The sequence below is a fragment of the Rhodococcus sp. 14-2496-1d genome, assembly GCF_002259365.1.
Lineage (GTDB): Bacteria > Actinomycetota > Actinomycetes > Mycobacteriales > Mycobacteriaceae > Rhodococcoides.
This window is the reverse complement of sequence record NZ_NPFV01000019.1, coordinates 17,415-38,307: the sequence shown is the minus strand read 5'-3', so window position 1 is coordinate 38,307 and position 20,893 is coordinate 17,415. Positions and strand designations below refer to the sequence as shown.

The 20,893-nt window shown below is 64.8% G+C and carries 22 protein-coding genes; 12 read left to right on the top strand and 10 right to left on the bottom strand.

What is annotated here, in order from left to right:
- Positions 1–33: 33 nt before the first annotated feature.
- Genes CH296_RS16670 through CH296_RS16660 form a run of 3 tightly spaced genes read right to left on the bottom strand, consistent with a single transcriptional unit; the run spans position 34 to position 1,765 of the window.
- Entirely contained in the window at positions 34–321 is a 288-nt protein-coding gene (locus tag CH296_RS16670) for a hypothetical protein (RefSeq protein ID WP_094629606.1), read from the bottom strand.
- Positions 318–932 carry a MarC family protein gene (locus CH296_RS16665; RefSeq protein WP_032394112.1) on the bottom strand — a complete coding sequence of 205 codons (615 nt, stop codon included), beginning with the start codon at positions 930–932 and terminating at the stop codon, positions 318–320. Before CH296_RS16665 ends, CH296_RS16670 begins: the two co-directional genes overlap by 4 nt.
- The gene (locus tag CH296_RS16660; protein ID WP_094685267.1) at positions 929–1,765 is read right to left on the bottom strand and encodes a PHP domain-containing protein; all 837 of its coding nucleotides are present in this window, start codon (positions 1,763–1,765) and stop codon (positions 929–931) included. Before CH296_RS16660 ends, CH296_RS16665 begins: the two co-directional genes overlap by 4 nt.
- A gap of 57 nt (positions 1,766–1,822) precedes the next feature.
- Here CH296_RS16660 and CH296_RS16655 point away from each other — a divergent pair, with 57 nt between their 5' ends.
- Both CH296_RS16655 and CH296_RS16650 read left to right on the top strand, forming a co-directional pair.
- The gene (locus tag CH296_RS16655; protein ID WP_179277747.1) at positions 1,823–2,911 is read left to right on the top strand and encodes a magnesium and cobalt transport protein CorA; all 1,089 of its coding nucleotides are present in this window, start codon (positions 1,823–1,825) and stop codon (positions 2,909–2,911) included.
- 140 nt (positions 2,912–3,051) lie between these two features.
- Entirely contained in the window at positions 3,052–4,014 is a 963-nt protein-coding gene (locus tag CH296_RS16650) for a lipase (RefSeq protein ID WP_094685265.1), read from the top strand.
- A gap of 7 nt (positions 4,015–4,021) precedes the next feature.
- On the opposite strand, the gene CH296_RS16645 is transcribed toward CH296_RS16650, so the two are convergent.
- A complete protein-coding gene (locus CH296_RS16645; RefSeq protein WP_082073932.1) occupies positions 4,022–4,615 on the bottom strand; it encodes a suppressor of fused domain protein in 594 nt (197 codons plus the stop codon).
- Between the two features lie 70 nt (positions 4,616–4,685).
- Between CH296_RS16645 and CH296_RS16640 the strand changes: the two genes are divergently transcribed.
- The 4 genes from CH296_RS16640 (at position 4,686) to CH296_RS16625 (ending at position 8,303) form a co-directional block, all read left to right on the top strand.
- Positions 4,686–5,402 (top strand): metallophosphoesterase, encoded by a 717-nt coding sequence (locus tag CH296_RS16640; protein WP_032394235.1) that lies wholly within the window; start codon positions 4,686–4,688, stop codon positions 5,400–5,402.
- Positions 5,392–6,246 (top strand): chromosome partitioning protein ParB, encoded by an 855-nt coding sequence (locus CH296_RS16635; protein ID WP_094647009.1) that lies wholly within the window; start codon positions 5,392–5,394, stop codon positions 6,244–6,246. The genes CH296_RS16640 and CH296_RS16635 overlap by 11 nt, the downstream gene beginning before the upstream one ends.
- Positions 6,247–6,387: 141 nt before the next feature.
- The gene (locus CH296_RS16630) at positions 6,388–7,824 is read left to right on the top strand and encodes an MFS transporter (protein ID WP_094685257.1); all 1,437 of its coding nucleotides are present in this window, start codon (positions 6,388–6,390) and stop codon (positions 7,822–7,824) included.
- 191 nt (positions 7,825–8,015) lie between these two features.
- The gene (locus CH296_RS16625) at positions 8,016–8,303 is read left to right on the top strand and encodes a hypothetical protein (RefSeq protein ID WP_094685256.1); all 288 of its coding nucleotides are present in this window, start codon (positions 8,016–8,018) and stop codon (positions 8,301–8,303) included.
- Positions 8,304–8,362: 59 nt separating this feature from the next.
- Here the strand turns inward: CH296_RS16625 and CH296_RS16620 are convergent, their stop codons facing one another.
- From CH296_RS16620 to CH296_RS16595, 6 genes are all read right to left on the bottom strand, one after another.
- Positions 8,363–9,532, bottom strand: coding sequence for an ABC transporter ATP-binding protein (locus CH296_RS16620; protein WP_032394108.1), 1,170 nt, complete (start codon positions 9,530–9,532; stop codon positions 8,363–8,365).
- A gap of 5 nt (positions 9,533–9,537) precedes the next feature.
- On the bottom strand, positions 9,538–10,371 hold the full coding sequence (locus tag CH296_RS16615) for a carbohydrate ABC transporter permease (RefSeq protein WP_032394107.1): 834 nt from the start codon (positions 10,369–10,371) through the stop codon (positions 9,538–9,540).
- Positions 10,371–11,321 (bottom strand): carbohydrate ABC transporter permease, encoded by a 951-nt coding sequence (locus tag CH296_RS16610; protein WP_032394106.1) that lies wholly within the window; start codon positions 11,319–11,321, stop codon positions 10,371–10,373. The genes CH296_RS16615 and CH296_RS16610 overlap by 1 nt, the downstream gene beginning before the upstream one ends.
- A complete protein-coding gene (locus CH296_RS16605; protein ID WP_094629602.1) occupies positions 11,318–12,640 on the bottom strand; it encodes an ABC transporter substrate-binding protein in 1,323 nt (440 codons plus the stop codon). Before CH296_RS16605 ends, CH296_RS16610 begins: the two co-directional genes overlap by 4 nt.
- Before the next feature lie 195 nt (positions 12,641–12,835).
- Positions 12,836–13,324 carry a general stress protein gene (locus CH296_RS16600; protein ID WP_032394104.1) on the bottom strand — a complete coding sequence of 163 codons (489 nt, stop codon included), beginning with the start codon at positions 13,322–13,324 and terminating at the stop codon, positions 12,836–12,838.
- 85 nt (positions 13,325–13,409) lie between these two features.
- Positions 13,410–14,351, bottom strand: coding sequence for a CoA ester lyase (locus CH296_RS16595; protein WP_094685255.1), 942 nt, complete (start codon positions 14,349–14,351; stop codon positions 13,410–13,412).
- Positions 14,352–14,425: 74 nt separating this feature from the next.
- Here CH296_RS16595 and CH296_RS16590 point away from each other — a divergent pair, with 74 nt between their 5' ends.
- The 6 genes from CH296_RS16590 (at position 14,426) to CH296_RS16565 (ending at position 20,764) form a co-directional block, all read left to right on the top strand.
- Positions 14,426–15,700 (top strand): magnesium transporter MgtE N-terminal domain-containing protein, encoded by a 1,275-nt coding sequence (locus CH296_RS16590; RefSeq protein WP_032394102.1) that lies wholly within the window; start codon positions 14,426–14,428, stop codon positions 15,698–15,700.
- 20 nt (positions 15,701–15,720) lie between these two features.
- Positions 15,721–16,263 (top strand): DUF1003 domain-containing protein, encoded by a 543-nt coding sequence (locus tag CH296_RS16585; protein WP_045199222.1) that lies wholly within the window; start codon positions 15,721–15,723, stop codon positions 16,261–16,263.
- A 112-nt stretch (positions 16,264–16,375) separates the two neighbouring features.
- On the top strand, positions 16,376–17,248 hold the full coding sequence (locus CH296_RS16580; protein ID WP_032394100.1) for a lytic transglycosylase domain-containing protein: 873 nt from the start codon (positions 16,376–16,378) through the stop codon (positions 17,246–17,248).
- Between the two features lie 61 nt (positions 17,249–17,309).
- A complete protein-coding gene (locus CH296_RS16575) occupies positions 17,310–18,446 on the top strand; it encodes an Mrp/NBP35 family ATP-binding protein (RefSeq protein WP_032394099.1) in 1,137 nt (378 codons plus the stop codon).
- A 90-nt stretch (positions 18,447–18,536) separates the two neighbouring features.
- Positions 18,537–19,994: an amino acid ABC transporter substrate-binding protein/permease gene (locus tag CH296_RS16570; RefSeq protein ID WP_032394098.1), complete on the top strand. Its 1,458-nt coding sequence runs from the start codon at positions 18,537–18,539 to the stop codon at positions 19,992–19,994.
- On the top strand, positions 19,991–20,764 hold the full coding sequence (locus CH296_RS16565; protein WP_045199220.1) for an amino acid ABC transporter ATP-binding protein: 774 nt from the start codon (positions 19,991–19,993) through the stop codon (positions 20,762–20,764). Before CH296_RS16570 ends, CH296_RS16565 begins: the two co-directional genes overlap by 4 nt.
- The last annotated feature ends 129 nt before the right edge of the window (positions 20,765–20,893 follow it).

Genomic DNA, 20,893 nt, shown 5'->3' with positions numbered 1-20,893 from the left:
GACCACAGCGTCAGGAACCACCGGCACCGGTTCTCACTGCCACCATTGTGTCCACAGGACGAGGCCTGCGGCGACGAAGACCACGAGAGCGCCGAGAACGGCCGAGAATCCGCGACGGTGATCGGTGATGCGCTGCGCGACCACGGCAACGATCGCGGCGACGATATGGGCGGCAACCGAGAGAGCGCCAGGACCGGGAAAGCCGCGGGAGTGGCCCAGATACTGCGTGACGGCGACGCCGAGGGCCAGCACCACCAGTCCCCCGGTGACGATACCGCTGAGCCCGCGCAGGAATCGGAGCCCGGCACCTGCCCCGGTCATCCGCCTGCCACGAATCCGCGAACCGAGTCCGCGATCAACTGCACCGCGATAGCGGCCAGCAACAGACCGGCGATGCGTGCCAACAGCGAGATACCGCCCTCCCCGAGGAGCCGGATCAGCGCGGTCGAGAATCGAAGCACCAGGAAGAACAGAATGTGAATGGTGATGATGCCCAACGCAATTGCCAAGAACGAACCGGCGTCACCGTCGGCCTGGCTGACGTAGACGATCACCGCGGCAATGGCACCGGGGCCTGCCATGAGCGGAGTCCCGAGCGGCACGAGTGCCACGTTGACGTCCTCCGCGGCGGTGTCCCCGCCCGCACCCTTTCCGGTGAGCAGCGACAACGCGATGAGCAGCAACAGCAACCCGCCCGCACCCTGCAATGCCGGAATGCCGATGTGCAGGTAGCTCAGGATCGCCTGGCCGCCGATCGCGAACACCGAGATGACGGTCAGCGAAACCGCGGGGGCCTGCCATGCGGCCTTGTTGCGGGCTTCTTTGCTCTTGCGCCCGACCAGAGACAGGAACACCGGGATCGCGCCCGGCGGGTCCATGATGACGAACAGGGTGATCAACACCGTCAAGTAGAGCGTCACATCGAAAGTCATGGCCGCGCCGCCGCAACCAGACGGTCGTATTGCTCTGGGGCAGTGGAGTATTCGCCCAGCTTCACCGTCTTGTTGGTGCCGTGGTAATCCGAGGATCCCGTGACGATCAGGTCCAGTTCCGCGGCGAGGTCGGCCATCACCGCGGTGTCCGCCGGCGAGTGATCCATGTGATGAACCTCCACACCACCGAGACCGCGCGCTGCGACTTCGCGAATGTGATCGAGGTCGAGGATGCGGCCGCGGGTACGAGCTCTGGCGTGCGCGAGCACACTGACACCGCCTGCCGCAGCGATCATGTCCACCGCTACTTCGAGGGGAGTGTCGACCTTCTCGACGTAGTACTTGCCGTCGGTCGCCAACGGACCGGCGAACGCGGCGTTCATGTCCGGGACGTACCCGGCGTCGATCAGGGCTCGACCCAGATGGGGTCGCCCGGCCGCCGCACCGGCCGAGGCCAGCACCGCGTCGGGGTCGATGGGCAGACCGTCTGCCGCCATCTTCTCGGCGATGGCACGCAATCTCGTGACCCGCTCGCTGCGCAACCGCGCGCGCTCGGTTGCGAACACCTCGTTCGCGGGGTCGAACAGGTACGCCAGTAGGTGCACGGGAACCGGCCGGCCGTCCTCGCCTCGCCCGGTGCAGGAAAGTTCCATGCCGCGCACGAGCGTGAGACCGGACGGCAGTGCGGAGGCCGCCTCGTCCCATCCCGAGGTGGTGTCGTGGTCGGTCAGAGCCACCACCGACAGTCCCGCCTCGGCTGCGGCCCGGACCAGCTCGGCCGGGCTGTCGGTGCCGTCGGACGCCGTCGAGTGGGTGTGGAGGTCGATGAGCACCTGCACAGTGTTCCAGGCCCACTCTCTCGTCGTTTTGCTGGCGTACGATTGCCCGCCATGCCGTCCCTTCCACCACGCCCGTCGCTGCCGTCCCTGCATCGACGATCGGCCAAGGCCGGTCCGGTGCACACACCGCGAATTCCGGTGCCCACGGCTCGCGCAATCGTCGACTGTGCGGTCTACGTCGAGGGCGCTCGACTGCCCGGCAGATTCACTCACACCTCGGCCATCGCGGAGGTGCGTGCACGCGGCGAAGGATTCGTGTGGGTGGGTCTGCACGCACCCGACGACCAACAGATGAACGCGATCGCCCAGTGTTACGGCCTGCACGAGCTGATGGTCGAAGACACCGTGCACGCCCACCAGAGACCCAAACTCGAGCGCTACGACGACGTCGCGTTCCTGGTACTGCGCACGGTGAAGTACGTCGAGCACGAGTCGGTGACGACCGCCAACGAGATCGTCGAGAGCGGCGAGATCATGGTGATGGTCGGCCGTGACTTCGTCATCACCGTCCGGCACGGGGAGCATTCGGGACTGGCCGGCGTGCGTCAACGCCTCGAGGGCAACCCTGAACAGCTCGCGCTCGGCCCGTCGGCAGTTCTCCATGCGGTGGCCGATCACGTGGTCGACGAGTATCTCGCGGTGACCGACTCGATCGAGCGGGACGTCGACGGTATGGAGGAGGAAGTGTTCTCGCCGCACCACCACGTGCCCATCGAGAACATCTATCTCCTCAAGCGGGAGGTCGTCGAACTTCGGCGGTCGGTGACACCACTGTCGACGCCGTTGGCGCGTCTGGTGCAGGAGCCGAGCGTCCCCAAAGCGGTGAGACGCTACCTGCGCGACGTGCAGGACCATCACACGACGGTCGCCGAACGCATCTCCGAGTACGACGAGGTGCTCAGCTCACTCGTCGACGCTGCGCTGGCGCGAGTGACGATGCAGCAGAACCTGGACATGCGCAAGATCTCGTCGTGGGTGGCGATCGCCGCCGTGCCGACGATGGTCGCGGGGATCTACGGGATGAATTTCGACAACATGCCCGAGTTGCACTGGACGTACGGCTACCACCTGATGGTCGCAGTGGTGTTGTGCGTGTGCATCGGACTGTGGAGGACGTTCCACAAGAACAACTGGCTCTAGGGGCCGACGATTCGATTGGACGATGCCCAACCGAATCGTCCGATCGTTGGTGATTGCCCCGACTGCCGACAGGTGACGAGCCCACCGGTTCGGGCCGGATGAGACTGCAGAAGCCCTGCATTGTCGTCCGGAAGGGATCGATGAGAATCCGCTCACTCGTACTGGCGTCGACCGTCGCGTTGCTGTCCACGGTGGTACCGGGAACCGCAACGGCAGGGTCGAACCTCGATCCGGGTCCCGCACTGACCGTCGATCCGGCCGCCCTCGACCACGCTCTGACGTGCACCCCCGATCTGCACGACGCCACCCGCGATCCGGTCCTGCTCACCCCGGCTTTCGCCACCGACCAGCAGTCGTTCGGGTGGAACTATCTGCAGTCGCTGCCCGCCGCCGGAATACCGGTGTGCAGCCTCTCCCTGCCGGACGAGGGGTACGGCGACCTGCAGATCGCCGCCCAGTACGTGGTGCACGCGGTTCGGACGATGGCCGCCGACAGCGGTCGCCAGGTCGTCATGATGGGCCACCAGCACGGCCCGCTCGACGAGCTGTGGGCGTTGACGTTCTGGCCGGATCTGCCTGCTCTGGTGTCGGATCTCATCTCGCTCGCCACCCCGTACAACGGCACCGACTCGGCGCGTTCGGGATGCGACGACTCGCAGGAGTGCCCGCCTGCGAACTGGCAGATCGCCACCGGATCGAAGTTCCTCACCGCGCTGGCGGCGCGTCCGTTGCCGGAGGGACCCGGTTACACCTCGATCTACACCAATTTCGACGAGCTGATCTATCCGCAACCGCACGCCAGCACTCTTGCCGGAGCCGCGAACATCGCCGTTCAGGACGTCTGCCCGCTGCGGCCCGTCGAACACTTCGACATCATCGGCGACAACGTCGCCTTCCGTATCGTCCTCGATGCACTCGAACACGACGGACCTGCTGTCCGCGAGCGGATTCCGGACGATCTGTGTTTCACCACCAGCATGCCGAACCTGCGCTACGACGCGCATGCCGCGATCACCGGCCTGAAGTACCTGGCCCAGGTACCTCGGCACCTGATCGACGACTCCGTCACCGCAGAACCGGAATTGGCGTCCTACGCTCGGTGACTCCGGGTCAGAGACTGGCCGCGGACCGATTCGGATCGCGCACGTCGATCCCGGCCTCGGCCCAGGCCTCACGCAGGGCCGCGGCACCGCGCAGACGCACCCAGGCGGCCTCGGTACCGGTCAACGGCACGGCAGCGAGAAAGCGAACCGGATCGTAGGGCTCGGGCAGCGTCAGATCGGCGATGTCGCTGTCGCCGAGCAGCACCGCGGTGAACGGCGCGTTGGTCCAGAGCGGCTCGCCCAGATCGAGCAGCGCGTCCTCGACGAGCACGACCCCCTCCACCGCGGGCGAGGCAGCGAGCACAGCCAGTGACTTGTGCACGCCCGACGCCACGCCTGCCCCACCGCGAAGAGTCAGCACCAGTTCTGCTCGGGGGCCGCGCGAGGGATCGGCGACGAGTTCGTTGGGATCGGCCATGGGGTGACGAGAACAGCCGAGACTGACGTACCGGACCACGTCGGAGTCCGCGCCGAATCTCAGCACGTCCAGCGACTCGAGGCCGAGGAACGTCACCGACGCCGACGACGGATTCTCGTCGCCGATCTCGGTCACCAGATGTGCGCGTACCGCTGCAATGACACTGTCGCTCACCTGACCCATCCAACACCACCGATGCCCGAGAAGTCCGTTCGGAGGTATCACCGCACCGGAGGTGGGTACCGTCGTACCCGTGGTCTCCGTTCTCGCAGTTGCCGACGAAACGATCGAATCCCTGTGGAGTCCGCAGGTGAAGTCGCTCGGAGTCGACCTGATTCTCGGCGCGGGCGACCTCCCGTTCGACTACCTCGAGTACCTCACCGACGCGTTGAACGCTCCGTGTGTGTTCGTTCCAGGCAATCACGACGCGGACCTCACCGGATACTCGGCCGGACGCGCAGGGTGGATGCGCGCCGGGTTGCCCGCCACCTGGCCCGGACCGGTCGGTGCCGTCAACGTCGACCGTCGAATAGTCTCCGCCGCAGGCCTACGGATAGCCGGCCTCGGTGGGTCCATCCGCTACAACGGTGGCCCCAATCAGTGGACCCAACGGCAGCAACGACGGCGATCGCGCACCCTGACTCGAACGTTCGCGTGGCATCGCAACGTGCGCAAGGATCTTCGCCCCGTCGACATTCTGCTCACCCACAGTCCCCCGCTCGGCGTCGGTGACGACACCGACCCCGCGCACATCGGCTTCGACTGCCTGGACGAGGTGACGCGTCGACTGTCGCCACAGTTGTTGTTGCACGGGCATATTCATCCACACGGTCACACCCCGGACGATCTGACCCTGCACGGCGCGACGGTGATCAACACCGTCGGATACACCCTTCTCGAGATCGAACCGGGCAGCGAGAGAACGGATTTCGAGACACCGAAGATCGTGAGGCGCAGACATGGCACGTGACACCGGATTCCCGGCCGCCGACGCGGAGAACGACTTCACCCGCCAGCGCCGACGCGCCGACGTCGCACGTCTGGTCGGGTGGCTGCGTCGCCAACCCGACGACGTCAACACCATCCTGCCGTTCGACGAGGTGGTCGCCGCCCTCGGCAAGGTGGGCGAGCGGCACCTGGGTCTGCAGGTCATCCGCGTCGAGACCATCGTCGGAAGCGTCGACCGCACTCGCGATTTCGACCGCTTCTTCCGCCCGACGTCGGCGCGCATCCGCGAACGCTGGCAGCGACTTGCAGCCGCCCAACGCCGCGGCGAGGCGATGCCCCCGATCCAGGTGTACCGCATCGGTGGCATGCACTTCGTCGTCGACGGCCATCATCGAGTGTCGATCGCCTTCGCCATGCACCGAACGACGATCGACGCGGTGGTCACCGAGATCATCACGCGCATCTCCCCCGAGGGCATCACCCGACGCGGCGACCTGCTGATCAAGGATCACCGACGCATCTTCCTCAGTCGAGTTCCGTTGGTGGGCCGGGCCCGCGAGGCCGTCCAGGTCACCGATCCCTTCGACTACGCGCAGCTGAGCGAATCGGTGGAAGCGTGGGGATTCCGGTTGATGCAGGAGGTCGGTGAATTCGTCGACCGCGGTACCGTCGCGCGGCGTTGGTTCGGTGAGGAGTACCTACCGGTGGTGCGCATGGTGCGCGCAGCGGAGATCCTCGAGGACCGCACCGACGCAGAGGCGTACCTCTGGATGAGCCGGGAGCGCTACCGCCTGGTGCGCGAACACGTCTGGAACGACGAGATCGTCAGCGAACTGCGTCAGAAAGCTCTGGGAAAGCATCAGTAGGCCTGCGTCGATGCTGGGCCGTGGTAACAGCCCCGGCTCGCTTCCCTGGTGCACCGATCTCTGATAGTTACTTAGATGCGTTCATCATTCTAATTTTTTCGGTTCCATCGCTTGGTCGATACGTAACGAGGTAGTTCTTTCATGTCCTCCCGCCGCATACTGCTGCCCGGACTCTGTTTCATCGTCATGACTCTCGCCGTTCTGCAAACGATGGTGGTCCCCATCGTCTTGACCATCGGCACCCAACTCGGGGTCAGCGCGACCGCAGCCGGATGGGTGCTGACGGCCAACCTCCTCGCGGCGGTGATCGCCACCCCGGTCATCGGTAGGCTCGCCGACCTGCACGGTAAGCGTCCGGTGCTGATCGGTGTGCTCACCGTCGTCCTCGCCGGATCTCTGCTCGCAGCCCTGACCCACTCGTTGCTGTGGCTGATCGTCGGCCGGGTCCTGCAGGGAGTGTCCTACGCACTGTTCCCCATCGCCCTCGCCGTCCTCCGAGACGAGATGCCTCCTCGTAAGCTCGTCGGCTCGATGGCCGTCCTGTCCGGCACACTGGGCGTCGGCGGCGGATTCGGACTGGTGTTGACCGGGCTACTGACGGCCAACGGTGCCGACTACCACCGCGTGTTCTGGCTCACTGTTGCGTTCGTGGTACTCGCGCTCGCAATCGCCTGGTTCGGCGTACCGGCGCGCCCGAGAACCAGCGGCGGCACCGTCGACTGGTGGGGAGCTGCACTGCTCGCGGTGACTCTGCTGCTGCTGTTCCTCGCCCTGACCCAGGGACGCACCTGGGGGTGGGGTTCGCTTGCCACCATCGGCTGCGCGGTCGGCGGTGTGGTCGCGGGGGCCATCTGGTGGACCTTCGAGAAGCGCGCCGACGAGCCATTGGTCGCACCCCGAATGCTCACCCACGGACCGTTGCTCGCCACCAACGTCGCCACCCTCTTCGTCGGTATCGGGATGTTCGTCAATTTCCTCGCCTGCTCGTACTTCGTGCAGACACCACGAGCTGTGGCCGGCTACGGTTTCACCGCGAACGTTCTCGAGGCGAGTGTCGTCTATCTGCTGCCCGGCGCAGCGGTCGGAGTGGTCGCGGCCGTCGTCAGTGGCCGCCTCATCCGGTCGTTCGGGCCGCGCCGAGTACTGATCGCAGGAGCCGTGATCGGGATGGTCGGATTCGTCTTCGTCGCACTCGCCCACGATCACACCTGGCAGCTGATCACCGCAGGCATCGTCATCAACATGTTCGTCAGTCTTGCGTTCGCTGCCCTGCCGAACCTGCTCATGGCCGAGGTCAGCGCAGCGGACACCGGGGTGGCGAACAGCGTCAATTCGATCGTCCGGACAGTCGGCCCCTCGATCGCCAGTGCCACGCTGTCCACCGTCCTCGCCATGTTCACCATCGACGGGACAGCCGTCGCCCGCGAGAGCGTGTACACCGCAGCGTTCGTCGCAGGTGCGGTGGCCTGCCTCGTCGTCGTACTCGCGGCCCTGGCCATCAGGAGTACCCCCGCCGCGCGGGAATCGGTGCGAGTGGCGGGGTCCGAACCGACCAGCACGTCGAACATGGCGGCGTGACGCCCTGCCGACCGCTACACAGCGACCTGACAGCCGACACCCTCGTCCGACCAGGACGAAGACCGTCCATCCGCTGGTCGGGGCCCCTGGCAGGAAACTCGTAATCTACTGGGAGTCAACGAATCTGCCTTTCGGGCGTACTCACGAATACCTACTGTCGTGGAGGTACGAACCACGACGAAAGGGAACACATGAACACCCGAAAGATCCTCACCCGCGCAGCAGTCACCGGAGCATTGGTGGCCATCCCTCTGGTGGCGGTCACCGGCACAGCGTCGGCCGATCCGCTGTGGTCCGGCAGCGACGATCGTGACCACAGCGCGCCGCAGTATCAGCAGAACCAGCAGCCCGATCAGTTCCGCCTGCCCGAACTGTTCCCACAGGCACCGGCACCGCAGCTGCAGAACCCGGCACCGAATGTGGTGCCCTACGACTTCTTCCAGGGCTACCAGCTGCCGAGCACGGGCTCTGCCTTCTGACCCATGTGCGCGGAACTTCGTAGCCCACTACGAAGTTCCGTGCACATGCGCGCAGCGCTCTACAGCGTCAGGTTGGCACCCGAGGCCTGGTCGAACACCGAGATCTTCGCCGGGTCGAACCACAGTTCCACCTGACCACCCTCGGCGGCCTTGGATTCGGCGGCCAGACGCGCAACCACCTGTGCGCCACCGAGATCGGCGATGCCGGCATCGGCCGCGAGCTCCTGCAGCTCGCTGGACTCGACCTTGGCACCCTTGAGCGTGAAGTAGACGTACTTGTCGCTGCCCATGGACTCGAGCACGTCGACGGTGGCGGTGAAGGTGGCACCGCTCATCTTCTGGTAGCCGTCGATCAGAGCCGCGTCCTCGAAATGCTCGGGACGGATGCCGACGACCACCTCGCGGCCCGGGTTCTTGGCCTTGATCGCATCCATCCGCTCGAGTGGGATGTCGATCTCACCGAGCGCGGTGGACACGCCGTTCGAGGTGAGCTGTCCGGGAACGAAGTTCATCGAGGGCGATCCGATGAAGCCGCCCACGAACAGGTTTCGCGGCTTGTCGTAGAGCTCCTGCGGAGAACCGATCTGCTGCACCAACCCGCCGCGCAGCACCACGACGCGATCGCCGAGGGTCATGGCCTCGGTCTGGTCGTGCGTGACGTACACCGTGGTGGTGCCGAGCCGCTTCTGCAGCCGCGAGATCTCGGCGCGCGTCTGCACGCGCAGCTTGGCGTCGAGATTGGACAGCGGCTCGTCCATCAGGAAGGCCTTGGGGGTACGAACGATGGCACGGCCCATGGCAACTCGCTGTCGCTGACCACCGGACAGGTTCGCCGGCTTGCGGTCGAGGTGCTGACTGAGGTCGAGGATCTTGGCTGCCTCTTCGACCTTGGTGTTGATCTCCGACTTCGACAGCTTCGCGAGCGTCAGCGGGAAGGCGATGTTCTGACGCACCGTCATGTGCGGGTACAGCGCGTACGACTGGAACACCATCGCGATGTCGCGATCCTTGGGTGCCTTCTCGTTGACGCGCTCCCCCGCGATGCGCAGTTCTCCGGACGAGATGTCCTCCAGACCGGCGATCATGTTGAGCGTCGTGGACTTTCCGCAACCGGAGGGCCCGACGAGGATGATGAATTCGCCATCGGCGATGGTGATGTCGACGTCGCTGACCGCGGCGGCGCCGTCGGGGTAGAGCTTGGTGACTTTGTCGAGAACGATTTCGGCCATGACGGTTATCCCTTCACTGCGCCGGACGTCAAGCCCGCCACGATACGTCGTTGGAAGAAGAGCACGAAAATGATGATCGGGATCGTGATGACGACTGCTGCCGCCGCGATCGACCCCGTGGGCTCCTCGAACTGAGAGCTACCGGTGAACTGCGAGATGGCCGCCGGGACGGTGACCGAACGTTCCGTCGCCGTCAACGAGATGGCGAGCAGAAGGTCGTTCCAGGCGAAGATGAACACCAGAATTGCGGCGGTGACGATGCCGGGGGCGGCCAGCGGAGCGATGACCTTGCGGAACGCCTGTGCGGGCGTCGCGCCGTCCATCTTCGCTGCCTTTTCGAGCTCCCACGGAATCTCGCGGAAGAACGCCGAGAGGGTGTAGATCGCCAACGGCAACGCGAAGGTGATGTACGGAATGATCAGTCCCGGCCAGGTGTCGAACAGCCCCAGCGAGCGGGAGATGTCGAACAGCGGTGTCACCAGCGAGATCTGGGGGAACATCGCGATGAGCAGTGCCGCACCCACGAGCGCCTTCTTGCCCGGAAAGTCAAGGCGAGCAACGGCATACGCGGCCATCGTGCCGATCACCACGGCGATCACCGTGGTGATCAGTCCGATGCCGATCGAGTTCACCAGTGCCGAGGTGAACTGGTTCGTCTGGAAGATGCCCTTGTAGTTCTCGAGGGTGAACGACTGCGGAATGAACCTGCCGTCGGCGATGGTCGCCGTCGACTTGAACGAGAGACTGATGATCCACAGCAGCGGAACGAGTGCGTAGAGCAGGACGAGGACGTTGACGACCGTCCAACCGACCTTCTTGCGAGGCGTAACAGTGGTCATTACTTGCGGCCTCCGTCGTCGGATCCCGGTGCCGATGCACCGAACAACTTGATGAACACGAACGCGATGATCGCGACGCAGAAGAAGATCAGGATGCTGATCGCCGACCCGAGTCCGAGGTTGAACGCACCGAAGAGGTTGTTGTAACCCAGAATCGAGACCGATCCGGTTTCGTTGCTGCCTCGGGTCAGGACGTAGATGTTGTCGAAGATGCGGAACGCGTCGAGGGTGCGGAAGAGCACCGCGACGAGGATCGCCGGCTTCATCAACGGAATGGTGATCCGCATCAGCCTGGTCCAGCCACCCGCCCCGTCGACCTCGGCGGCCTTGAGCAGGTCGTCGGGCACCAACGCCAGGCCTGCGAGCAGCAGCAGCGCCATGAACGGCGTCGTCTTCCACACTTCGGCCAATACGACGATCGCCAGTGACGGGAACTGCTCGGTGAGCGGGGCACTGCCGTCGGGCAGCAGATTGGCGAGGTAGCCCGTGCCGGGGGTCCACGCGTAGTACCAGCTGTACGCGGCGGCGACGGTCACGATGCCGTACGGAATGAGCACCACGGTGCGCACCAGTCCACGGCCGAAGATGGTGCGGTGCATGACCAGAGCCACCGCCAGGCCGAGGATGAACTCGATGATCACCGAGATGATCGTGATGCCCGCCGTCACACCGAACGCGGTCCACCAGTAGCCGTCGGAGAGCACGGTCACGTAGTTGGAGATGCCGACGAATTCCCGATCCTCGGGGAATGCGAGGTTGTATTTCTGCAGGCTGAGCCAGAACGCGTAGATGATCGGGTACCCGGTGACCGCGATCATCAGCAGGGCTGCGGGTGCGATGAGCAGCAGACCCAACCGTCGTTCGGCCTTCTTGCCGTCGGAGACGTTCTTCAGAGCCGCCTGCTTGTCGACAGGCTGCGATGCGGGCTGTGACTCGGTGGTGGCGCTCATGGAATCAACCCTTCGGAATTGACGGCCTTGGTGACCAGATCAGCGAGCTTGTCCACGTCGGCCACCGGATCGATGTTCTGCGGCGGGTTGAGCGCATCGGTCAACAGAATCGAGATGCTTTGGTACGCAGGTGAAACGGGCCGGACGGCCGCCGACTCGATGGAACCGAGCACCCCTTCCCACGCGGGATAGACGGCCTGGAACTCCGGATCGTCGTACAGGCGTGCAAGCACCGGCGGCACACCACCGTTGACGGCGTTGTTGCGCTGGTTCTCCTGGTTGGTGAGGCACTCGACGGCTTCCCACGCGAGGTCCTCGTGCTGGGTGGTCTTGGCGACGCCGATGTTGAACCCACCGATGGTGACCTTGGCGGGCTCGCCCGCATCGACCTCCGGATACGGGGCGCTGCGGAAGACCTCGGCGATCCGCGCGTCCTGCTGGTCGGCAGGCACGTTCGACAGGTCGAGGAACGAGACGGCACCGGCGACAGCGTTCTCCTTCAGACCGGGCAGCACGAACGGGTAGTTGACCTGGAAGGCCATCCGTCCCGCTTCCATCCCGAGCCGGGAGGTTCCCTCGTCGCTCTGCGAGACCGACGGGTCGCGGCCATCGGCGGTGGCGACCCGCTTGATGATCTCGAGGGCCTTCTCGGTGGCGGCGCGGTGCTCGGGAGTGTCGTTCAGTGTCACCGTCGTTCCGTCTTCGCCGACGACCGATCCTCCTGCGCTCTCGAGCAGCGAGTTGAACCAGACCATGAAGCCCTCGTACTGCTTGGCCTGGACGCCGATCTCCGAGGGCCTACCGGCGGCCGCATTGGCCTCGGCCACGTCGATCAGCTGATCCCACGTCTGCGGCGGCACCCCGTCCGGCACCTCGTCGGGCCGGTACCAGAGCAACTGGGTGTTGGAGTTGAGCGGAACCGCGTAGAGCTGGTCCTGCCATTCGGCCGTGGCGAGCGGACCTTCGAGGGTGGAGCCGTCGCGCAGCTTTTCGGACAGGTCGTCGGGCACGGGCAATGCCCATCCGGCTTCGGCGAATTCGGCCGTCCACACCACGTCGAGTGTCATCAGATCGAGCGTCCGGTCGTTGCCCGCGAGGCGCCGCGCGAGCTGGAGACGCTGATCATTTGCGCTCTTGGGCAGCGTTCGCTGCTCCACGCGGTAGCGACCGTTCGAGGCATCCGAACACACCTGTGCCGCAGCGGCGTACTGCTCTGCGCCGTCTGCGGCAGTGTAGAAACTCAGAACCGGAACCGAACTGTCGGACGAACCACACGCTGCGAGCAACGGACTCGTCACCAGAGCCGCTGCCGCCAACACCCCTATCCTCGTTGCTTTTCCACGCCTACGACCACGATGTCTCGGCACTTTCCGCCTCCGTACGTTCAGTTACTCGCGCAGCACACTGTGTGGGACTGCCGTGCACGAAAGAAACGTAACCGAACTCACTGGCATTGAGGGGAGATTGGGGCTATTCCGTTACCTGTCGGTTGCCTGGTCGTCCACCAGGTGTGATCAGATCGACAGTTTCGCGAGCAGGTCGCGCGCTTTCTCCGCGGTACGGGGTTCGCAGAGGACGTCGTAACGACCGGCGACCAACTGCATGCTCGACGCGAAATCTCGCTGCCCCTTGGTGGCCGCGTACGGAATGGACGCCGAGATCAGGCCGAAGATGATGCCGCCGCCGACGCCGATGAGCAGAGCTCCGAGGATGTTCTCGCTGAAGATACCGAGGACCAGGCCGAGGAAAACGCCAAGCCATGCACCCGAAACAATGCCTCCACCAATCACTTTGGGCCACGTGAGCCGGCCCAGGACGCGCTCGACCTGCATCAGGTCGACGCCGACGATCGTCACGTCCTGTACCGAGAACTCCTCGTCGGACAGGTAGTCGACGGCGCGCTGCGCCTCGGCGTAGGTGGGGTAGGAACCGATCGGCCAACCGGAAGGCGGCGTCGGCAGTCCCTGCCCTGGGCGGCCCGACTGCGAGAGGGGATTAGTCATGACTCCATTGTGCCCCGAAACGGACACCCGGCACACCCGTTGTAGCGGTTCACAGCAGGTTGACGGTTGGTCAGGACGTGGTCGGTCAGGTTGTGGGCGGCACGAAAGCGGTCGTGCGCGTCATTCCTGCGGCGCGGCCCTTCGCCGAGACGACGAGCGCCATCTTGCGGCTCGCCTCGTCGATCATCTCGTCGCCCAACATCACCGCACCGCGACCGCCACCCGCCGCGGACGTGTGGAACTCGTAGGCGTCGAGAATCATCTCGGCCTTGTCGTAATCGGCCTGACGCGGCGCGAAGATCTCGTTGGCGGCCTCGATCTGCGTCGGATGCAGCACCCACTTGCCGTCGAAACCGAGGCCGGCCGTGCGGCCTGCCGCCCGACGAAAGGCGTCGAGATCTCGAATCTGCAGGTAGGGGCCATCGATCGCCTGCAGACCGTGGGTCCGGGCAGCGAGCAGAATGGTCATCAGAATGTGGTGATAGGCGTCGCCCGTGTCGTATCCGACCGGTTGCTCGCCGACGACCAGAGTGCGCATGTTGACGCTCGCCATCAGATCCGCAGGGCCGAACACCAGGGTCTCCACGCGAGGGCTCGCCGTCGCGATCTCGTCGATGTTGCGCAGACTGCGTGCGCTCTCGATCTGCGGCTCGATCCCGATGGCACCGACCTCGAGACCGTGCTCCTTCTCGAGCTGAGTGAGCAACAGATCCAGCGCCTGCACGTGCGCGGCGCATTCCACCTTCGGCAGCAGGATGGCGTCGAGATTGCGTCCGGCACCCGACACGACGTCGATGACGTCGCCGTACGTCCACTGCGTCGTCCAGTCGTTGACGCGCACGACCTTGATCTGATCGCCCCAACCGTCGGAGTTGAGTGCGTCGACGATGCGCGCTCGGGCCGCCACTTTCGCCAGCGGCGCGACGGCGTCCTCGAGATCGAGAAAGACCGCGTCGGCGGGCAGTCCCTTGGCCTTGTCGATCATCTTGTCCGAACTGCCCGGAACGGCCAGTACCGACCGCCGCATGCCCGAAGCTCTCACGAAAGCACAACCCCTGTCTGATTCACCCTCTGTACTGCCGAGCCTCTAACCTTGCCATCATGGCAGCACTGAGCAAGGTATTCGCGGCCAGGCTCGCCGGCCTGGGTGTCCTGGGCCCCGACGGCGAATCGATCGGCCGGGTTCGTGACGTGGTCGTCTCGATGCGTGTCGGCAGAGCGCAGCCGAGAGTCCTCGGCCTTGTGGTCGAATTGGCAACTCGCCGAAGAATTTTCGTGCCGATGCTACGAGTGACGAGCATCGAGCCCAATTCCGTTCAACTCACGACCGGAAACGTCAGTCTTCGTCGATTCACCCAGCGCGCCAACGAGATCCTGGTCTTCGCGCAGATCCTCGACTCCAAGGTGCGCGTCGACGACCCCGAGCTCGACGAGCTGCACGACGTCGATTCCATCGTCGTCGACCTCGGCATCGAACTCACCCGAACTCGCGACTGGGTGGTCGCGCGGGTGGCGGTCCGCAAGCAACGGCAACGGCTCGCGCGGCGTGGTGCCATCCACGTCGTCGATTGGCAGCACGTGCAGGGGCTGACACAGAACGAGCTGTCCATGCCCGATCAGGGTGTGGCGCAGCTGCTGATGCAGTTCGAGGATCTTCGCGCGGCCGACGTGGCGAACGCGATGCGCGAGCTGCCCGTCAAGCGCCGGATGGAGGTGGCGCGCGCTCTCGACGACGAGCGGCTCGCGGACGTCGTCCAGGAACTGCCCGACGACGATCAGGTGGAGTTGATGCACTACCTCGGTGTCGACCGTGGTGCCGACGTGCTCGAGGCCATGGACCCGGACGACGCCGCCGACCTGCTGGGCGAGCTGCCCGAGACCGAGGCGGAATCGCTTCTGCGCCTGATGGATCCGGAGGACTCCGCGCCTGTCCGTCGTCTGCTCGAACACTCCCCCGATACCGCCGGTGGTCTGATGACCCCCGAGCCGGTAGTTCTCACCGCGTCGACGACGGTGGCCGAGGCGCTCGCCCGGGTACGTAATCCCGACCTGACGCCTGCGCTGGCCTCCCTGGTGTTCGTCGTGCGGCCCCCGACCGCGACACCGACCGGCCCGTATCTCGGCTGCGTGCATCTGCAGCAATTGCTTCGAGAACCCCCGGCGAGCCTGGTCGGCGGTGTGGTGGACAGCGCTCTGCCGCGATTGTCCCCCGAGGACAGTCTCACCGCCGTGACGCGGTACTTCGCGACGTACAACCTCGTCTGCGGCCCGGTGGTCGACGACGAGGACCACCTGGTCGGGGCCGTGACCGTGGACGACGTCCTCGATCACCTGCTGCCCGAGGACTGGCGAGATCAGGAAGTGGCGGGACAGTGAAAGAAACAGCACGCCAGAGAATGGACACGCCGCGCGGGTCGCGGATGTTCAATGTGAACCTCGACTTCGACCTCGGCAAGTCGGGCGAGAAGGCCGCACGATTCCTCGGCACCGGCCGCTACCTGGCCATCCAGACCGGAATCGTGATCGTCTGGATCTTCCTCAACGTCGTGGCGGTCAACCTCCAGTGGGACCCCTACCCCTTCATCCTGCTCAACCTCGCGTTCTCGACCCAGGCCGCGTACGCAGCTCCGTTGATTCTTCTGGCCCAGAATCGGCAGGACGACCGCGACCGCGTCTCCCTCGAGGAGGACCGTTCTCGCGCCCAACAGACCAAGGCCGACACCGAGTTCCTCGCTCGTGAACTCGCTGCGCTGCGCATCGCCGTCGGCGAGGTCGCCACCCGCGACTACCTGCGCCGCGAACTGGACGAGATCAAGGCACTCCTCGAGCAGGCGACGGGTCAACCCACGGTCTCTCCCAAGAAGGCACGAAAGAAGGCGGCCGCGCGGGTGCACGACGACATGGGCATGCCGGACGCATCGGACCCCGATACGCACTAGGTCCGCTCTGTAACAGCCCGATAACGGAACAGTCTCGAATCAGGTACCCTCGATCCCGGTCATCAGGTCGGGCCCCGGTTGTCATCCGGGGAAATCAGGAGGTACAGCACGCGTGGGTCGTCACAGAAAAGCATCGAATTCCAAGGTCAGACGGAATTCGGTGATTGCTCTGGCAGGTCTCGTCCCCGCAGGACTCGTCACCGCCGCCACCAGCGCCGGAGCCACGGAATACATCCCGTTCGTCAGCGCGAAGACGTCCCCTGCCGCGCAGGAATCGAACTCCGTCGTCGAAACTCCGCAGCCGATCGCCCAGGACGGACAGGCGCAGCCGGTCGCGCAGGCCGAGCTTCCCGTGCCCGCTGCAGTCCCCGCACCCGCGCCGGTTCCCGAGATCCCGCCCACACCGGAGCTGCCCACCAACCTCGCGGTCAGTCCCATCGCGATTCCGGTCGTCAACGTCTCGGCGTACAAGAACGCCGAGCGCATCCTCGCCCAGCAGCAACCCGGCTGTGGCATCAGCTGGACCGTCATCGCCGGCATCGGCCGTGTCGAATCCACCCACGCCAACAACGGCAAGGTCGACGACTCGGGCGAGCTGCACGAGCCCATCCTCGGGCCACGACTGAACGGCACCCTCGCGGGCAATCAGGTGATTCGTGACACCGACGGCGGCGCGCTCGACGGTGACACCGAATACGACCGTGCCGTCGGACCCATGCAGTTCCTACCCTCGACGTGGAACCTCTATCACGCCGACGGCAACGGCGACGGAGTCTCCGACCCACAGAATCTGTTCGACGCCGCCCTGGCCACCGGCATGTACCTGTGCGACGACGGCACCAACATGCGTGACCTGGGATCGACCACCAAAGCGATCCTGCGTTACAACAACTCGATGGCCTACGTGGCGAACGTGCTCGCGTGGTCGGCCGGATACGCCACCGGCATCGTCCCGACCTCGGACCAGCTCCCGCGCATTCACTGATCGGCCGTCCGCGCCTGCCCTGCTGTCCATCGGCGCACAGCCCACCGCCTAGCATGAGGCAATGGCTGTACTGACCGAATCCGACGTTCGGACCGCGCTCTCGAAGGTGATCGACCCCGAGATCCGCAAACCCATCACCGATCTGGGGATGGTCAAGAGCATCGACATCTCCGACGACGGAGCCGTCGGCGTCGGCATCTACCTCACCACCTCCGGGTGCCCGATGAAGACCGAGATCAGCGACCGCGTCAAGAACGCAGTCGCCGACGTCGCAGGCGTCGGCACCGTCTCGGTCGAACTCGACGTGATGAACGACGAGCAGCGCACCGAACTCCGCAAGTCACTGCGCGGCGATTCCGCGGAGCCGATCATTCCCTTCGCGCAACCCGGATCCCTGACGCGCGTGTACGCGGTGGCGTCGGGCAAGGGTGGCGTCGGCAAGTCCAGCGTGACGGTCAATCTCGCCGCATCGCTGACCGCTCGCGGACTCTCGGTCGGTGTGCTCGACGCCGACATCTACGGCCACTCGGTACCTCGCATGCTCGGCAACGACGCACGACCGACCCAGGTCGAGAAGATGATCATGCCGCCGCAGGCGCACGGCGTGAAGTTCATCTCGATCGCCCAGTTCACGCAGGGCAACACTCCGGTCGTCTGGCGCGGACCGATGCTGCACCGTGCGCTGCAGCAGTTCCTCGCCGACGTCTTCTGGGGCGACCTGGACGTACTGCTGCTCGACCTTCCTCCCGGTACCGGAGACGTGGCAATCTCTGTCGCTCAGCTCATCCCGAGCGCGGAAATCCTCGTGGTCACCACCCCGCAGCAGGCCGCGGCCGAGGTCGCCGAGCGCGCGGGTGCGATTGCACTACAGACTCGGCAGCGCGTCGCCGGTGTCGTGGAGAACATGTCGTGGCTCGAGCTGCCCGACGGCACCCGTATGGACATCTTCGGATCCGGTGGCGGACAGGACGTATCGGACAGACTCACCAAGGCAGTGGGTGCCAGCGTTCCACTTCTCGGCCAGATTCCGCTCGACACCGCCGTCCGAGAGGGCGGTGACGCAGGCACGCCGATCGTGCTGAGTAACCCGGAATCGCCTGCGGCACAGGCACTCGAGGCCGTCGCAGCGAAACTCGCCGTACGCGAGCGCGGCCTGGTGGGAATGTCACTCGGCATCGATTCCGCGCGCAAACTGTAAGTCGCGCTTATACCCGACAAACGACGCGGGAAACAGGGTTGGGGCCTTAGGATTTGCCTTCGATCCTATTGTCGATAGAGAGTGGCCTTCATGAAGAAGCCGCATCGGGTCAGGCCGGTCGTCGTTCCGGTTCTGATCGCACTGCTGATCACCCTGCTGGGATCGCTGCTCGGTCCCGCTATGGCATCCGCACAACCCGCCCCGCCTGCACAGAACTATTCGATCGCGACGGACACCACGTTCGCACCGTTCGAATTCCAGGACGAGAGCGGCAAACTCGTCGGAATCGACATGGACCTACTCGCCGCGATCTCGGTGGATCAGGGCTTCGACTACACCGTCGAGCAGGTCGGTTTCGATACCGCACTCCAGGGCGTCACCAGCGGCCAGTTCAACGGAATGATCGCCGGCATGTCGATCACCGACGAACGCAAGGCCACCTTCGACTTCTCCGAGCCGTACTTCGATTCCGGTGTCCAGATGGCGATTCTGGATTCCAACGACGAGATCAAGGGCTACGAGGATCTGCGCGGCAAGTCCGTCGCAGTCAAGAACGGCACCGAGGGCGCGACCTTCGCCGCGTCGATCGCAGATCAGTACGGCTTCACCATCCGGAGCTTCGACGACTCGGCAACGATGTTCGAGGAAGTGCGTACCGGTAACTCCGCGGCCGCCTTCGAGGACTACCCGGTGCTCGCCTACGGCATCACCCAGGGCAACGGATTCAAGACCGTCACCGAGAAAGAAGCCGGTGCCAGTTACGGATTCGCCGTCGCCAAGGGCACCAACGCCCAGCTGCTCGAACAGTTCAACACCGGCCTCGAGAACCTGCGCGCCAACGGCCAGTACGACCAGATTCTCGACACCTACCTCAACGCCGATGCCTCCACCGCCGACACGTCCATCCCCGGTCTGATCGCCAGCAGCTGGCAGTTGCTGCTCAAGGGCCTGTGGCTGACCATCGTGCTGACCGTCATCTCCATCGCCATCGCGCTGGTACTCGGCGCGATCTTCGGCCTGTTCCGCGTCTCGACCAACATCGTGCTCCGCGGCATCGGCACCACCTACGTCGACATCTTCCGTGGCACACCGCTTCTGGTGCAGGCATTCTTCATCTACTTCGGTGTCCCCGCGGCGCTGAACTTCCAGATGTCGGCGTTCACCGCGGGCATCATCACGCTCTCGCTCAATGCCGGTGCGTACATGGCCGAGATCGTCCGCGGTGGGATTCTCGCCGTCGACAAGGGCCAGATGGAAGCATCGCGCAGTCTCGGCATCAGTTACCTCAAGTCGATGCGAAAAGTGGTGATGCCACAGGCAATTCGCACGATGATCCCGTCGTACATCAATCAGTTCGTCATCACGCTCAAGGACACGTCACTGCTCTCGGTCATCGGCCTCGCCGAACTGACACAGACCGGTCGTCTGATCATCGCCCGCAACTTCGAGTCGTTCAACATGTGGCTCATCGTCGGCGTTCTGTACTTCATCATCATCATGGCTCTCACCAAGCTGTCGAACCGGCTCGAGAAGAGGATCAACAAATGAGCACCGAACTGACCAAGGACCTGCCGGTCGACAGCGGTTCCGGAACCAAGATCTCCATCAGGGGCCTGCAGAAGGCGTTCGGCGACAACACGGTCCTCAAGGGCATCGACGCCGAGATCGCCAACGGTGAAGTGGTGTGCGTGATCGGGCCATCGGGCTCGGGCAAGAGCACGTTCCTGCGTTGCCTGAACAAGCTCGAAGACATCACTGCCGGATCGGTCGTCGTCGACGGCACCGACCTGACCGCGAAGAACGTCGACCTGGACAAGGTGCGCCAGAACATCGGCATGGTGTTCCAGCACTTCAACCTCTTCCCCCACATGACCGCGCTCGAGAACGTCATGCTCGCGCCCGTCGAGACCAAGAAGATGTCCAAGTCGCAGGCCAAGGACGCGGCCCGGAAGCTGCTCGAACAGGTGGGCCTGTCCGAGCGCGCGGACTACAAACCCGCCAACCTCTCCGGCGGGCAGAAGCAGCGCGTCGCCATCGCCCGAGCGTTGGCCATGAGCCCGTCGATCATGCTGTTCGACGAGGCCACCAGTGCTCTCGACCCAGAAATGGTGGGCGAAGTCCTGCAGGTGTTGCGAGACCTCGCGCAGGGCGGCATGACGATGGTCGTCGTGACCCACGAAATGGGCTTCGCACGCGAGGTCGCGGATCGCGTGATCTTCATGGCCGAGGGCGTCATCGTCGAGGAGGGAACCCCCGACGAATTGTTCGGTAACCCGCAGAACCCTCGCACCCAGGACTTCCTGAACAAGGTCCTCTAGCCCCGCTCCCCGGTTGCGTCAATGGACCACTGCCGCGCTCAGACGTGTGCAATGGTCCATTCACGCAGCAGCGGGGTCGGCATGAATGGACCACTGCCGCGCTCAGACGTATGCAATGGTCCATTCACG